The organism is Paenibacillus sp. FSL R7-0345, from assembly GCF_038595055.1.
Lineage (GTDB): Bacteria > Bacillota > Bacilli > Paenibacillales > Paenibacillaceae > Paenibacillus_AQ.
Genome location: NZ_CP152002.1, coordinates 5,098,367 through 5,115,032, shown reverse-complemented (window position 1 = coordinate 5,115,032; position 16,666 = coordinate 5,098,367). Strand labels below are relative to the sequence as shown.

Below are 16,666 nucleotides of genomic sequence, written 5' to 3'. Positions count from 1 at the left end.
CGGCTGCTGCAGGATGGCGGTGCGGCTGTTGCCTTTGAAACAAAATTATAATTAATTTATAATTGTTTAATATATTTAAAATAAACTGTTGAATATAAAATTAAATAATGTTAATATTCGAATTGTAAGCGATAACATCATTCAAGGGGGATTTAAAATGAAAAAAAGTTCTACCGCTCTTGTAAGTATGATTATGGCCTCTGTTCTGCTTGCTGCCTGCGGCAATAATAACAATGCCGGCAATACGGCAGGCAATACCGGCGGCAATACGGCGCCTGCGAGTGAGGCTCCGGCAGCCTCTAATGCTTCCGGGGATGAAGCCGCTAACCAGGATATCAGCGGAACCATTACGTTCCTGACCAACCGGACGGACATGATTGGCAAGGAATACGATGATTACGCGAAACGCTTTAAAGAGAAATATCCGAATGCCGAGATTCAGTTCGAAGCGATCACCGATCTGGACAAAACCACCAAGATCCGCATGTCCTCCGGAGATTTCCCCGATGTGGTGCTGATTCCGACGATTCCAAACTCCGATCTGCCGAATTATTTTGCCCCGCTGGACGATCTGGGGTTGACCGATAAGATCTATTTTAAGGATTTCAAGTCCTATGAAGGCAAGCTGTACGGCATTTCTGTCGGCGCAACAACAACGGGCATTGTCTATAACAAAAAAGCCTTCGCCGATGCCGGAATCACCGAGCTGCCTAAGACACTGGATGAATTCTACGCTGCCAGCGGGAAACTGAAGGCGAACGGGGTTGTGCCGCTGGCCTCCAACTTCAAGGATCAGTGGCCTCTGTATCCGTGGGCCTCTGAAATCCCGACGAGCATTGCCGGCAACGCCAATCTGAACAACGAGCGTATCAACAGCGATGAGCCGTTCCAGATGGACAACGCCTACGGTCAGGGGATGAGTATCCTCCGCACCATGTATGAGAAGGGCTACCTGGAGCCGGATGTGAACTCTACCAACTGGGAGCAGTCCAAAAAGGATGTAGCCAGCGGCAAATTCGCCATGTTTATGATTGGCAACTGGGCCATTCCGCAGGTAGCTTCCAGCGGAACAACCTCTGACAATGTCGGCTTCTTCCCGCTCCCGTATGACAACTCCGGCAAAGTTAACGTAACGCTGGCGCCTGACTGGGCTTACGGGGTCAACAAGGACAGCAAGCATCTGGCAACAGCCAAGGCTTTTGTAAAGTGGATGCTTGAAGAGTCCGGGTTCGATGAGTTCGGCGGCTTCATTCCTGTAATCAAGGATAAGGAACCAGCCGTTCCGCAGCTGCAGGAATTCAACAGCTTCAACCCTGTTACGCTGGAAGCCGTAGCGGATGATCCTCAGGTTACCGATGTTGTAAACAAAGCCCAGATCACCAAGGAAGCTATGGTACAGGAATTTGTGCTCGCCAAAGATCCGCAGAGCGTCCTGGACAAATACAACAAAGCCTGGGCTAAGGCCAAGAAGGATGTAGCGAAGTAAGCAGGCTGGCCGGGAATAAATAACATGATTGCTGCGGCGGATTGACCATCAGGCTAATCCGCCGCAGGTCTATCAAGGCAGCTATAGAACACAACTAATTTACAGAGATAAGGAATGAGCAGCGATGGGAGAAACTAATTTTGTCAGAAGGAAGGGAAGCAGGCTTTTTATTGGAGAGGAGCTGTACCGGTTCGCCGGACCCAACATTTATTGGCTGGGGCTGGATGAGAATGTCGGCGGCATTGACTGGCCTACCCCGTTCAGGGTGACCAATGCCTTGGATACGGCGGTGATGATGGGGGCGAATGCCCTGAGGTCGCACACACTCGGCGTATCTGCAGGCCATCCGAAATCATTGATGCCGCGGCTGCGGGAGCTGAATGAGGAGGCTTTTGTCAAAGTAGATTTTGCACTCAATGAAATTGCTAAGCGCGGGCTCCGGGTGATTATCCCGTTCGTCTGCAACTGGAGTTATTATCATGGCGGCAAGTCCACGTTTACCGGGTGGCGGGGCATTGACGACGAGAACGCTTTTTACACTGATGCTGAGGTGATCTCGGATTACAAATGGTACATCGGGCAGGTGCTGAACCGGACCAATATGATTAGCGGTGTGGTCTACAAGGATGACCCGGCCATTATGGCCTGGGAGCTCGGGAATGAGCTGAATCATGCGCCTGCAGAGTGGGTGAGGGACATCTGCCGCTTTATTAAGGGGCTTGATCCTAACCATCTTATCAGTCACGGCAAGCAGTTCGAGGTGGATTCAGACAAACTGGACATTCCGGAGCTGGATATTATGGATGTGCATTATTATCCGGCGGATGGCGGGGAGCTGGCGGCGGATGCGGCGCAGGTAAACGGTGCGGATAAAGTGTTTATCGCAGGCGAATATGGCTGGTCCTACGGGGAGCTGCAGGCTTTTCTGGACGAGGGAGAGCGCAATACAGCTGTATCCGGTACCTGCTTCTGGTCACTGTTCGGCCATGATGATCACGGCGGTTATGTCCAGCATTATGACGGCTTTACGCTACACTACCCGGGCAGCGGATATAATGCCGGGCATCTGGACCGTGTTCAGTCGCTGCGCGCTCATGCGTACCGGATGAGGGGAGAAGAGGCCCCGGAGACGGAGGTTAGTGACGCACCCGTGCTGCTGAACGCAACGGAAGGCAGAATCTGCTTCAGGGGTGTTGCCGGAGGAGCGTATTATACGCTGGAAAAGGCAACAGAGGGTCCGGAGGGACCGTGGACAACATTGATTGAGCAGAGTCCGTCCAATGACGGCGGGGGCTGGCTGGACCCGGTCAGGGTCAAAACGGCGAAAGCCTATTACCGTATAAAAGCGCTGAGCGTGAGCGGGGCGGAAGGGCCATATTCGAATGTAATAGAGTCGGAGGCTTTTTAATAGAAGGAGGAGGCGGACTATGAATCATCGTTCGGGCAGAACATTCATTCAGCGTGGGATAACCATGCTGATGATTGTCTCTATGCTGGCCAGTCTGGTAGTGCCATTGCAGGATAACCGTGTGCAGGCTGCGGGGGCTGATGTCAGCAATCTGATTGTAAACGGAGACTTCGAGAGCGGAAAGCTTGCCCCATGGGAGTCGGGAAGTGAAACCAGAACCACCGTATCGGGCGATGTGTACCAGCGCGGAAGCTATTCGCTGAAGATTCAGGGGGACAGCAGCTACCCTTATGTGCGGCAGCTCCCGCTTGCAGTAGAGGCGGGTACGGACTACCGTTTAAGCTTTTATGCCAAAACGGAGAATGCAGCAGCCATCCTGCAATACCGGGTGGCCTCGGCGGACAGCTCCAACACGGCCATACAGGATCTGACGGCGACGGACGCCAGCGGGGACTGGAAGTTGTACCAGACTTCTTTTAACAGTGCTAATCATACATCAATCCGGGTTGTGCTGAAAGCTACGGGTACAGTATACTTTGATGAAGTAGTACTGGAAAAAGTAAAGACTGGAGAGTCTGAAATGGCCAATATATTGCCGGATGATCCGAACATCCGTTATTTCGGGCGGTGGGATACCCGTGATGCCTCTGCTTATTCAACCTCCTGGGGAGGTACGTATTTCAAGGTGAACTTTACCGGAACAACGGTCAAGCTGAATGCCGGTTCCAATGTAAGCTTCTACGCGATCATTGACGGGGTGGAGCACCGCTATACGGGTGTAAACGGTACGGTCGACCTGACGCCGGTTCCTTTGTCTCCGGGGACACATACGCTTATGGTAGCTACTCCTTACACGGATCAGTCTCTGGTATTCAAAGGGCTGATCATTGATGAAGGCGCTTCCGTAGATGCTCCGCCAGTGGGAGCCAAGACGATTGAATTCACGGGCGCTTCCATTATTGCAGGCTACCTGCTGCCCAAGCTGGCTCTGTCCGATTATGGCTGGCTGGCGGCGGAGAAGCTTGGCTACGAGCATACACAGATTGCCCAGTCCGGTATGGGGCTGGTGGACCAGTGGTCCGGCGGCAGCTATATTGCCAATAAGGCAGGGCTCAGCAAGCAGTTTTTTAAGCTGAAAAATGCCGATTCCGGCGACGATACAGCGTATGACTTCTCCGGCCCGGAGCCGGACATGGTCGTCATCAATGTGGGGACAAATGATAAAAGCTTCAATGTGCCCTCAGATATGTATCAGTCGGCTTACACGGAGTTTCTGGCCGGAATCCGCAGCAAGTACCCGAATGCTGAGCTTTACGCGCAGCGCCTGTTCAACGGAGTGTATGCAGCAGAAACCCAGGCTGCTGTAACTGCCCGTCAGGCAGCCGGCGACAGCAAGGTACATTATATTGACACAACCGGCTGGCTCTCGGATGCAGATTATATCGACGGCACCCATCCGAATGAGAGCGCCCATGTGAAGCTGGCGGATAAGCTCGCTGCCATTCTCGGAAAAGATGAAGGCATCACGGCGGGCCAGCCTGTAATCGATGGAACGCCGGAGATCGGCAGGAAGCTGACCGGCAGCTATCAATACAGCAGTGCCTCCGGTTCCCCGGAGGGAAGCTCGGTTTACCGCTGGCTGCTCAGCAGCACGGAAGACGGCCTGTATCTGCCGATTGACGGTGCAGCAGCCAAAGAGCTGGTGCTGCAGCGTTCGCACAGCAAGGCCTATATCAAATTCGAAGTGACGCCGGTCGATGCTTCGGGTAAATTCGGCAGTCCGGTGCAGAGTGAGCCGGTCAGGGTTGGCGCGGCCGGTATGCAGGATTCAGTATTTGAGCATTTTGTTACGGTAGATGGAGACCAGCTCATGGACGGCGATCAGCTCTTCCGGTTCGCTTCGATGAACTATCCGGGCGGCATGCGTGATCCGGAATTCTCCCAGGAGGATGCGATCCGGACGCTCTCTGAGATGGGCGGCCAGGTGACCCGTACCTACATTCCTCCGGTCAAACGGTATGATAATGCGAATGCCAGCTATGCGCTGGTGCTGGGGCCGGATGAGAATGGTGTAATGCAGTTCAATGAAGCCGGGTTCCGCAAGCTGGATAATCTGCTGGCACTGGCTAACCAGTACGGTGTGCGGCTGATCATTCCATTTGTGGATCAATGGCAGTGGGAAGGCGGCATCGAAAGCTATGTGAACTTCCGTTATCCTGGCACGATCAGCGGCGAAGCGGCCAGTGACGAGGATGCCTGGAAGTTCTACACCGATCCGCTGGTCATTTCGGATTTCAAGCAGGTCATTCATTATATGATGAACCGGGTCAATACCATCACAGGTGTGCCTTACAAGGAAGACAAGGCGATACTCGCCTGGGAAACGGGCAATGAGCTCGGGGGCTACAACCAGGAGAAATTCCCGCAGTCCTGGACAACCGAAATCGCCCGTTATATTAAGGAAGAGGAGCAGCCTTCACAGCTGCTGCTGGATGGACGGTTCGCCGTGCATGCGGATTCGCTGACTGATGCCAATATCGACATCGTCGGCAACCATTTCTATACCGGCAACTTCATTGATAAAATCAATGCCGACCGGGAGATGGCCAAGGGCAGGAAGCCGTACATTCTTGGTGAATTCGGCCTGTATACGACACAGGCTCCGGTAGAGGCGCTGTTTAATGCGGCGCTGCAGAATGGCAGCAGCGGCATTATGATCTGGTCGCTGCGTCCGCACAAGGAAGACGGCGGGTTTTTCTGGCATGATGAGAACCCGGGCAACTGGGCCTCCTATCACTGGCCGGGCTTTTCCTCCGGTGATTACTACAGTGAAACTGCCATTATCCGTACAGTATATAAATACGCCTATTATATGAAGGAAAACGATAAAGGCAAGACTTCGGCTGTGCCGGCCATTCCGGCTCCGGCCAATCCGCCGGTCCTGTTCCCGGTTACTTCGGTCGCGGATATCCGCTGGCAAGGATCAGTAGGGGCTTCAGGATATGAGGTGCAGCGCTCTGAGGACGGCCGGAACTGGACCACGGTAACCAGTAATTTCTCGGACGGCGGCCGGGCGGGTACGCCAGCCTTCCACGATGAGCAGGCGCTCAGTGGAGTTAATTATTCATACCGGGTCCGCGGCGTGAACGAGTCAGGGGTATCGGAATGGTCCAATATTGTGACAACCTCTGCGCAGCATGTGATCACGGATGAGCTAAGCCTGCTCTATAACGATACAGAGAAACGCAAGGTATACACGTATGACAGCTCCTCCAATGTATTGACCAGCTCGCCGGACGGCAATGAGCTGGGGATCGGTTACAAAGCTTATGTCTCTACTGCAGCACCGGGCTTTCTGGTGTACGGCTCCCCTGTGCCGCTGAACAGCATCAGTCTTTTGGCCGCAGGCAGCGGAAGCATCGGCTGGTTCATTTCGGAGGATGGCGTTACCTATAAGGAAATCCAGCCTTCCTTGTCCGGAGGCAGCTACACGGCAGATCAGCTGCCGGCCGGTATCCGGTTTGTTAAATTCCGTATTCCCGGCAGCAATACGGTTCAGCTCGATAAGTTGCAGCTGACGTATCACTATGACGGAAGCGGCTATAAAGCACTGCCGGTGCTGCAAAAGAACGGCTTTGTCGTGGACAGCACATTCGATAGTGCTCCGGTGAAGTCAGGCAGCCTGACACTGAAGGAAGGCTCAGCTTATACGGAGAATAAGGCTGTGCTGGTCAAGAGCGGCACCGGTGAAGGCTCGGTTGTATATGGAGTAAGCGGTGATGTGAATGCTTACCGGTTCACTACCTATGCAAATACGGGAGACCGTCTGGGCTTCTATGCATCTATAGATGGTGAGACTTATACCGCAGTATCGCCTGCAGTCAGTGAAAGCCCGGTTTCTGATGACTGGAAAAAAGTAATCTACACCGACTTTGCTGTTCCGGCTTCAACACGTTATATCAAGGCCGTCTATCCGGCCTCCAGTGGTGCAGAGACGCCGGGCATCGCGCTGGCGGAAATCGGCTACGGTACGAACAGTATCCCGCTGACCGACAAGCCTCCGGTAAATGTTATGGAGGACGGGGAATATGATTACGGTCTGGACAGCAATATTGCCGCCCGCTACTCGGCTCTGCCGGGGGCAGGGGCACTTGCGCTCTCGCTGGATACAGCCAATAAAAATGACGGAAGCTATGGCGTCAAATTGTCCTATGACTTCGGGCAGTATGGCTCTGTAGGGGCAGGAAGAGCATTAGAGCATGCTGATCTGTCAGCATTTGATGCCCTGCATGCCTGGGTAAAGGGCGACGGCTCAGCGGCCAAGCTTATTTTCCGGCTGACTGCACAGGACGGCAAGATATGGGATGCCGAAGTGCCGGTTAGCGGTACGGAAGGCAGAACAGTCGAAATCAGACGCAGTGCGGGACAGGGTGAAGCAGACTGGAGTGACATCGTTCATTTCTCAATGATTATTGAGCGGGCAGACGGTTCCCCTGCGGCCGGTTCGGTAACGGTGGATGACATCCGGTTCGCCAATGCGGCCAAGCTGGACAATTTCGAAGGCTATGGCGGTTACAACGCCTTGCTGCAAAAGGCTTTTGCCCGCAATACCGGAGGAGGCGCCTTCGAGGTTTCGCTTGATGCCGGTCATAAATCGGAAGGCAGCTATGGCCTGAAAATTGATTATAATTTCTCCGGTCCGGGTTATGCGGGCGGCAGCTTCAGCCCTGACTTCCTCAACCTTGAAGGCTATGACGGCTTCAGCTTCTGGCTCCAGCCGGACGGCTCGAACAATGAGCTGGCGATCCAGTTCTCCGATGCCGGCGGAAAGTTCTGGGAGACCAGGGCGATTGTGAAAGGGACGGAGCCGCGGATCATGTATGTTCCTTTTGATGACTTCCGCTTCCCAAGCTGGTACAGCAGTGACCAGACGGCCCGTCCAGATACCAGACATAATATTTCGACGGTGTCCTTCTATCTTGGAGCATCTGCTGAATCTGTTGCCTCATCGGGTACGATGTACATTGATGATATTAATGGTGCGGATTTCACCAGCCGGCTGCAGAGCGGTAATGTAACGATAGATAAAACGGATAAGGCAATTACTAGCCTGCCGTATACGATCCATGGTAGTGCAGCAGGAGCAGAGTATATTTCCATTCATGCCGGTAAGCAGGTATTTTATGCCTCTGTAAAAAGCGACGGCACATGGTCTTACTCAACTTCGAAGCTGGCGAACGGGACGCGTGAGATTACAGCCTCAATCGAGCTGTACAATGGCACAGCCGTGCAGACTGACAACCACACAGTTGAGGTGGATGTAGCAAACAATCCGTATACCGAAGACGGTACACAGCCTGCGCTGCATAATTATCTGCTGAATCCAAGCTATGATGAAGTAATTGATGCCGCAGCCTGGCCGCTCCTTCCGCAGCAATGGACGCATAAGGATGCGGCGGGTGCAGAGGTTTCTGACGGCACAGTCAAGCTGGAAGCAACAGATGTCCGGACCGGTACTTACCGTCTTGTGCACTGGAATGCCGGTGCCTATGAAGTAACCACCTCCCAGGAGGCGGCGGATCTTCCGGCAGGTATTTATGAGCTGCGGGCCTGGACCAAATCCAAGGGCGGACAGCAGGTTGTGGAAATGACTGCCGCAGCAGGCGGTGAAACGCTGAAGGCTGCGATTCCGACAGGCACCGGTACCTGGTCCTATGTGAGGATTCCGGGCATCGAAGTGAAGGACGGCAAGGTAGTGGCCGGCTTCCACTCCAAGGATCTCGGCGGCAACTGGCTCGCTGTTGAGGATACCGAGCTGGTCCGCACCGGTGATCTGCCGGGCGGAACGGAGCCTACGCCGACAACGACAGTGGCGCCGACGCCAACGCCAACACCGGAAGCAACACCGGCGCCAGAGGAAACCGTGACACCTGGAGTAACACCGGCACCACCGGCAACACCAACACCGGAAGGAACTGAAACACCAGGAGCGACAGCTACTCCGGAGGTAACGCCGGCGCCGGAAGCAACACCAACACCGGAGGCAACGGCGACCGCTTCGCCGTCGCCGGAGCAGCCTGCACTGCCGGGAGGAACCGGCACAGCTCCAACAGCATCGCCTTCTGCCAGTGCGGCGCCAACTACAGGGCTACTGTCCCATAGCCTGGAGGAACTAATCCGCAGGATAGCTGCGGCCGGGAACGGGACAGCACCGATTGTTATTGAGGGCAGCGATCAGGGAGCAGTATTGCCGGCAGAGCTGGCAGAACTGCTTGACGGCAGAGCCGTGCAGATTGTAACGCCTGGCGTGAAGCTTATGCTGTCTCAGGCTGTGCTCAACCAGCTAACACAAATGCTGGAGCAAAAGGATCGGGCTGGTGCGTCCATTACATTGTCTATAGACAGCTCAGCTATTCCGGCGCTTACACCGGTCAACGGTGTACAGCTGAACCCGACCGGGCTGATGTATGACTTCAGTCTGACGGTTCAAGCAGCGGATGGCGGCAGACACAGTCTGAGCCAGTTTAATCAGCCGGTTCAAGTAGAGCTTCCAATAGGAAATAATGTGAACCCTGAGTTACTGGGTATTTACTACATCAATGAGAATGGTGTTGCGGAGTACACCGGCGGCCGTGCCGTAGCCACAGGCATCACGGCAGATTTGCAGCATTTCAGCAAATATGCTGTACTCGAATACCGTAAATCCTACAGCGATGTATCTGCTGCGCATTGGGCTTACCAGGCTATAACGGCCTTAAGCGCCAAGCATGTAGTAAACGGGACTGGAGAGTTGCTGTTTAGTCCTCAGCGTGCTGTGACCCGGGCTGAATTTGTAGCGATGTTGGCCAGAGCCTATGGCTGGACGGGGCAATCGTCTTCCGGCTTCGCGGATGTCTCCGCCGATTCCTGGTATGCTCCTTATCTAGCGGCTGCCGTTGAACGCGGAATTGTGCAGGGGCGAAGCAGCGGCCTATTTGCCCCGGATGCTTTGATCTCCAGAGAGGAAATGGCTGTGATGGCAGAACGGGCCATGCAGCAGAACGATTCGGCCGTTGGAACAGACATCCCTTCAGCTGTTCCTTACAAAGACAGTGCGGTCATTTCCGGATGGGCAACACAAGCGGTTGCCCGGCTGACTGCTGCAGGAATAGTAACCGGAAATACCAGCGGTTCTTTCCTGCCCAAGGCGAATGCTTCCCGCGCGGAAAGTGGGCAGCTTATCTACCTATTAATGAAGCAATAATTAAGAAAAACGGTTTATTTCAGAGCGGATGCCTGCTGGCATCTGCTCTGTTTTATATTTTTATTAAAAATTAATATTTAGTTCAGTAATTGTTGAAATTTGTTTAATAAAGCGCTATGCTATACATAACAGAATAACTTTAAGCTAACGAAACTAATAACTCTCCGGAAAGTGGGATATGCTTCATATGAAAAAAGTTACGTTGCAGGTAATTGCCGACGAACTGAACGTTTCCAAAGCTCTGGTATCCAAAGCGCTATCCAATGATCCCAGCGTTAACGATTTGACAAAAGAGAACATCTGGAAAAAGGCAGAGGAGATGGGCTACCGCGTCAAGCTGGCCCGGATGAAATTTTCTGCGGCCCAGACCGGCAATATCGCGGTGCTGATGCCCCGTGCTTATCTGGATGATATTGAATACTGGGGCAAGGTGCTCCAGGGGATTGAATCCGAGCTTAATCAGCATAAGTTCAGCATGATCCTCTCCAGCATTGATCTGACCATTACCTCCAAGGAAGCACTGCCGACAAGCATTCTGGAGAAAAAAGTAGACGGGGCCATTGTTATGGGGCATCTGCCGGAAAGCTACATAGAGCTTCTGAAGTTCAATCATTTCCCGTTCGTCATGCTGGATGCCAATCTGATGGACCCGACGATCGATCATATTCTGGCCAATAACTATCTGGGGGCTTATCGGGCTACCACGCATTTATTGGAAAATGGCCACCGGCGGCTTGGGTTTGTCGGCGACAAAAACACCTCATGGAGCTTCCGGGAGAGACACCGCGGTTTTCATGAGGCCATTGAAGACTTTGCGCGAAAACAGGCAGAGCCTGCCGAGGGGGCTGTTATTCCGGGAATCGGCGTCAGCGGAACCGGGATGTACGTATCCTCCGACCTGCCGGAAAGTCTGGAGAAGGAGCTTACCGGCAGCCAGCCGCTCACTTCCCTGTTCTGTGCGAATGATCTGACTGCTTTTGAGGTGCTGAATGTGATGGATCGTCTTGGCCTGCGCTGTCCCGATGATGTATCGGTGGTGGGCTTTGATGATTTGACGCTGTGTGAAATGATGCAGCCCAAGCTGACCACCGTCCGTGTCCCTAAGGCGGATATCGGCATCCGGGCAGTCCAGGTGCTGCTGCGCAGAATCGAGAATCCAGAGATTACGCCGGAGCATGTCCTGCTGTCGACGCAGCTGATTCAGCGTGCTTCCGTGATGAAGGCATCTCCCCGGGAGTAAACGAAATTAGCTTGAATACATTTTAATGTAAGAAAAGAATGTTAGAAACGGCTGTTCCGAACCGGAACGCCGTTTTTTTTTTGCATTGTTTTATCCGGGCGGGGAGGCTTGCGAGCGGCATAATACAAGATATCACTGGCTGAGGGAAAGAGCCTTTGAGGTTTAGTTGGATTTTTGCTACTTAAATTTGGTGATCCCCGGCTTCTGCGGCGATTAGGTGGAAAAAGAGCATCTATTTCCCACGTTTTATCGTTCTGGAGCTATTTTCGCTGAAATTAAGTGTCGTTTTTCCAATTAGATTCCGAGCGGCAGGGTTTGACGGAGAATTAGATGGCTTTTTTCCACTTAGTTTCAGCCTCAGCAGCAGCGGCTATAGCAATCTTGTGTAAATAACTGGATAACGCTGCGGTAATTTCATGCTCGATACCCTGAATAACCCTGTGTTGGGTATTTTAAGCGGGCCTATTTTTATCAGACTTCAGTCTCAAAAGTTACAAAAAGGTTACAATTAGGTTACGATAATGCAAGGGAATATAGTCCTAGATTTCGCTGATTTTCAGCTAACTTTCAGGAAATTTTCAGGTGATTTTCAGTGAAACAGGGTACGGACGGCTGTCCGCTACCAGAAAATGACGGATGCGCAACGCGAAAAACTGCGCTATTGTTAGACCCGGCAATTCAAACGCTGCCTACGCTGCTGAAAATTAATCAGCGCATACAGGCTAGAAGCCCATACATATTCCAGCAATTTAGAGACGTAAGGAGGCGAATGCATTACGCGAATTGCCGCAGATCAAGGACTGCCAAGCAGTTTGACAGACTGGAATGTGCGGACGGGCCATTAGACAGAGACATCCAGGAGGGACCACAGAACATGAAAGTATCGTTAAAGTTTCATGCGGTGATAGCCGCCGCAGCGCTGAGCCTATCCATACTCGCACCTTTGCAGATGGCCGGAGCGTACTCTGCAAGACCATGGATGGACGCCTCGCGTTCGCCGGAAGACCGTACGGAGCTGCTGCTGCAGCAAATGACAACTGAGGAAAAGGTTGATTTTGTCACAGGAAATGTGAACAATTACTACGGCTTTTATAACGATTCACTGGAGCGGCTGGGTATACCCGCATTGACGATGGCCGATGGGCCGACAGGCGTACGCATTGCTAACCCTGATATACAGAACAAGAAATCTACCGCGTTCCCGGCACCGATTGCCCTTGCAGCAACCTGGGATACCAAGGCAGCAGCCCTTTACGGCGATCTGGTCGGAGAAGAAGCGTTCAATACAACGCATAACGTGCTGCTGGGGCCCGGACTCGACATCGCCCGGCTGCCATGGGGCTCGCGTAACTTTGAGTCGCTCGGTGAGGACCCGCTGCTCCAGTCCAAGCTTGGCGTAGCTTATGTAAATGCAGTACAGAGCCATCCGGTTATGGCAACAGCCAAGCATTACCTGCTAAACAACCAGGAGACAGACCGGTTCACCGTTGATTCCGTAGCCAGTGAACGGGCGATTATGGAGATCTACTCCAGACCGTTTGCGGCAGCGATCAAGGATGCCGGCCTTTCCTCCGTAATGTGCTCGTTCAATAAAATCAACGGCACACCTGCTTGTGAAAGCGAATATATGCTGACTGAAGTCCTGAGAGACAAGCTGAACTTTAACGGCTTTGTTATGAGTGACTATGGCGCCAATCTCAGCACGACCAAATCGGCACTGGCGGGGCTTGATCTTGAAACACCCGGTGAGCCTTACGGCAAGTGGGGAGGCCAGCTGCTGACAGCGGTTCAAAACGGAGAGGTCAGCGAAGACCAGCTCGATCTGATGGCCGGAAGAACGCTGACACAGATGTTCGACAAAGGCCTGTTTGACAGCAAGCCGGTTAATGTCCAGATCCCGGCTGAAGAGCACGGTAAAGCCGCGCTGGATATTGCCGAGGACAGCCTGGTGCTGCTCCAGAATAAGAACAAGGCGCTGCCGCTGAATGAGGACAAGCTGAGGTCCATTGCTGTCATCGGTCCGGACGCAGATAACTATACTACGGTTGGGGGAAGCTCGCTGGTTACTCCGACGTACACAGTCACTCCGCTGGATGCCATCCGCGACCGCGCCGGCAGCGGCGTTAAAGTCAGCTACGCACCGGGTACCGATCCTGTGGGGACCGGGGATATCGTGAACGGTCCATCCGCGATCCCATCTTCTGTTCTGACTCCTGCAGGAGACGGTGAAGGTACCGGTCTTAGCGGGGAATACTGGCCTAACAACAAAATGGAAGGTGAGCCTACGCTTACCCGGACAGACGGACAGGTCAATCTGAATCTGGGTTTCTATAACTTTGACGGATTGAACGGCCAGTCCTCCAAGCTGCCGCAGACGCCGGGCAATCTTAATAGCATGATGTCCGCCCGCTGGAACGGTTACTTGACTGCTCCCAAGACAGGGGAGTACAATCTTAGCCTGACCAGTGTCGGCACCGGTAAGCTTTATCTGGACGGCAAGCTGCTGATCGACAGCGACGGAACCACGCTGAAGACAGAAAAGGCTGCTGTAACCCTGACCAAGGGCGAACGTCATGAGATCAAAATTGAATACAAGACGTACTACAAGGAAGGTGCATCCACTGACTTCGGCGGTACCGTCCGGCTCGGCTGGGAGCCGCCGGCAGGTGCTGTTGACACCAAGATGCAGGAAGCTGTTAATCTGGCCAAAAAATCCGATGTTGCCATTGTTGTCGTCCGCACCTATGAAAGTGAAGGCTACTACGACCGTTCGGATCTGGATCTGCCGAATAACCAGGACCGCCTGATCTCCGAGGTGGCTGCTGCCAACCCGAATACAGTTGTAGTATCCATGAGCGGCAGAGCGGTGGAGATGGACGGCTGGCAGAACAAGGTCAAATCGATTGTTCAGGCCTGGTTCACCGGGCAGGAGCAGGGTGACGCTATCGCGCGGGTGCTGTTCGGAGATGTGAATCCGTCCGGTAAGCTGCCGGTAACGTTCCCGGTTAATGAAGACAGCACGCCGGTATCGGCTGCTGCGCAATTCCCGGGTATAAACGGCAAGGGCGAGTACAGCGAAGGTGTTATGGTCGGCTACCGCGGTTATGAGAATTCCGGAATCAAGCCGGCGTTTGCTTTTGGCCATGGCTTGTCCTATACAACCTTTGATTACCGCAATGTTCATGCCAACGTAAGCGGTAATAGCGCTAACCGCAAGATGACGGTGTCGCTGAATCTGCGGAATACCGGTAAAGTGAGCGGCACCGAGGTCGTTCAGGTGTATGTCGGTCAGCTGCCGACCAAGGTTGCGACTGCTCCGAAACAGCTGGCCGGCTTTTCCAAGGTTGAACTGAAGCCCGGCAAGCAGCAGCGCGTTCAGATCGAGCTGGATGCCAAAGCGCTGTCTTACTGGGATGAGAAAACGGATAAATGGGTAATGCCATCCGGCAAAGTGCCGGTTTACGTCGGCAGCGCTTCGGATGATATCCGTCTGAAGACGAGCCTGACGATTAAATAAATTCATTTCAATAAAAAGATCGAACGATGAAGCAGAAATTTCCGGGCAGGAAAAAGCATAGCTGGCCAAGTGTGTGACGGGTAGCACAGCTGTGTAACGGATAATAATGCAGATTCATGGATCGGGCCGGGGGTGAAGCCTCCGGCTTCTTTTTTTTATCATATTAAGGAGGTCCTGATATGCTCAGACGCAAACTGTTATTAGCGGTGGCTGCAGCCGCCGCTGCACTAACGGCCTTGACCGCAGTGATACTGTACAATTACAAGCAGGAACAGACCCGGCCGTCTCCGTCAGAAGTGAATGCCTGGGTGACAACGGGAGATCAGTCCAGTCTGCTTGCTCCGCAGGAGCCGTTCTTGTTCCGGGACTCGGCAGACACGGAGGGTGAGACGGCACAGTCCGGGTTGCCCGTGATTAAGGTGAATCCGGATCAGGAATATCAGACAATGGACGGCTTCGGCGCTTCCGTTACCGGCTCCTCCGCTTTTTTAATCAATCAACGGATGTCTAATGATCAGCGCAATGCACTGGTGAAGGATTTGTTCTCGCCCGAAGGGATACGCCTGAGCTTTATCCGCCACTCCGTCGGCGCTTCCGACTTCTCGGTCGATGCAGACGGTAATCCGGCTAGTTATACCTATGATGACACGGAATCCGGAGAGGATTACGGGCTAGAGCGGTTCTCCACTGCCAAAGACAAGGATGTGACGGGGCTGCTGCAGCGTATCGTGGATACGAACGAAACGGTGAAGGTAATGGGGACACCCTGGACGGCTCCGCCCTGGATGAAATACGGGGAGCAGATTCATAACGGGTGGTATTTAAACTATGCCGAGCCGCGTGTGTATGCTGCTTATGCGCAGTATCTGGCACGCTACATTCAGGAATATAAGGCACTCGGTATCCCGATCTATGCGCTGACGGTGCAGAACGAGCCGGAATTCACGACAGCGGACTATCCGAGTATGAGCATGGGTGCGGAAGAGCAGGCACTTTTTATCGGGAATTATCTGGGACCGGAGTTGCAGAGGCAAGGCATTACGTCCAAAATTGTGGCGTTCGATCATAACTGGGACATCGCCGGGAGCTATACGCAAACCGTACTGGGTGATGCAAAAGCGAACGCCTACACCGACGGAACAGCCTATCATTGTTATGCGGGCTCACCGGAAGTGATGAGTAAGGTGCACGAAGCCCATCCCGAAAAAGAGATCTATGTAACGGAGTGCAGCGGAGGCGCATGGAGTGAGGATTTTGGCGACAACCTGACCTGGCTGATGTCGAAGCTGATCATTGGCGGGCCGCGCAACTGGGCAAAGAGCGTGCTGCTGTGGAACCTGGCGCTTGATGCTGAAGGCGGACCAACGAACGGAGGCTGCTCAAATTGCCGAGGCGTTGTAACCGTAGACGGTCAATGGCAGTCTGGCTATTCACGGAATGTAGAATATTATGCCCTGGGACATGCCAGCCGTTTCACTGATCCCGGAGCGGTCCGCATCGGCTCGCCGCAGGCCGGCGGGATCGAAAATGTCGCCTACCGCAATCCGGACGGTTCCATTGTCCTGATCGCCCTTAATCCGGGGGATGAGGACCGGACGTTCAGCGTGGAGTGGGCGGAGCGTACATTTTCCTTTACTTTACAAGCACGTTCGGCGGTGACATTTAAATGGCAGTCATAGGACGGAACAACAGCCAGGCGTGCGATTATGCACATGATTTTTATTTATTTGTGACCATATGACCCTCGTGCCGGTCTAACTAGTATAAACACC

The 16,666-nt window shown here is 53.3% G+C and carries 6 protein-coding genes; all 6 read left to right on the top strand.

Going from position 1 to position 16,666, the window contains the following annotated elements; genetic code table 11:
• Positions 1-157: 157 nt before the first annotated feature.
• The 6 genes from NST84_RS22120 to NST84_RS22095 all read left to right on the top strand — a co-directional run bounded on the left by NST84_RS22120 (position 158) and on the right by NST84_RS22095 (position 16,573).
• Positions 158-1,486: an extracellular solute-binding protein gene (locus NST84_RS22120; protein WP_342562298.1), complete on the top strand. Its 1,329-nt coding sequence runs from the start codon at positions 158-160 to the stop codon at positions 1,484-1,486.
• 124 nt (positions 1,487-1,610) lie between these two features.
• The gene (locus NST84_RS22115) at positions 1,611-2,894 is read left to right on the top strand and encodes a hypothetical protein (RefSeq protein ID WP_342562297.1); all 1,284 of its coding nucleotides are present in this window, start codon (positions 1,611-1,613) and stop codon (positions 2,892-2,894) included.
• Between the two features lie 19 nt (positions 2,895-2,913).
• A complete protein-coding gene (locus tag NST84_RS22110; protein WP_342562296.1) occupies positions 2,914-10,137 on the top strand; it encodes an S-layer homology domain-containing protein in 7,224 nt (2,407 codons plus the stop codon).
• A gap of 187 nt (positions 10,138-10,324) precedes the next feature.
• Positions 10,325-11,377, top strand: a complete 1,053-nt coding sequence (locus NST84_RS22105) for a LacI family DNA-binding transcriptional regulator (RefSeq protein ID WP_342562295.1) — start codon at positions 10,325-10,327, stop codon at positions 11,375-11,377.
• An 874-nt stretch (positions 11,378-12,251) separates the two neighbouring features.
• Complete coding sequence (locus NST84_RS22100; protein WP_342562294.1) at positions 12,252-14,894, top strand: glycoside hydrolase family 3 C-terminal domain-containing protein; 2,643 nt, start codon at positions 12,252-12,254, stop codon at positions 14,892-14,894.
• A gap of 179 nt (positions 14,895-15,073) precedes the next feature.
• Positions 15,074-16,573, top strand: a complete 1,500-nt coding sequence (locus tag NST84_RS22095) for a glycoside hydrolase family 30 beta sandwich domain-containing protein (protein ID WP_342562293.1) — start codon at positions 15,074-15,076, stop codon at positions 16,571-16,573.
• The last annotated feature ends 93 nt before the right edge of the window (positions 16,574-16,666 follow it).

What these genes read in the sequence shown, in the direction of transcription:
- NST84_RS22120 (WP_342562298.1), top strand. Translation starts at nt 158, where the DNA reads ATGAAAAAAAGTTCTACCGCTCTTGTAAGTATGATTATGGCCTCTGTT.
- NST84_RS22115 (WP_342562297.1), top strand. Translation starts at nt 1,611, where the DNA reads ATGGGAGAAACTAATTTTGTCAGAAGGAAGGGAAGCAGGCTTTTTATT.
- NST84_RS22110 (WP_342562296.1), top strand. Translation starts at nt 2,914, where the DNA reads ATGAATCATCGTTCGGGCAGAACATTCATTCAGCGTGGGATAACCATG.
- NST84_RS22105 (WP_342562295.1), top strand. Translation starts at nt 10,325, where the DNA reads ATGAAAAAAGTTACGTTGCAGGTAATTGCCGACGAACTGAACGTTTCC.
- NST84_RS22100 (WP_342562294.1), top strand. Translation starts at nt 12,252, where the DNA reads ATGAAAGTATCGTTAAAGTTTCATGCGGTGATAGCCGCCGCAGCGCTG.
- NST84_RS22095 (WP_342562293.1), top strand. Translation starts at nt 15,074, where the DNA reads ATGCTCAGACGCAAACTGTTATTAGCGGTGGCTGCAGCCGCCGCTGCA.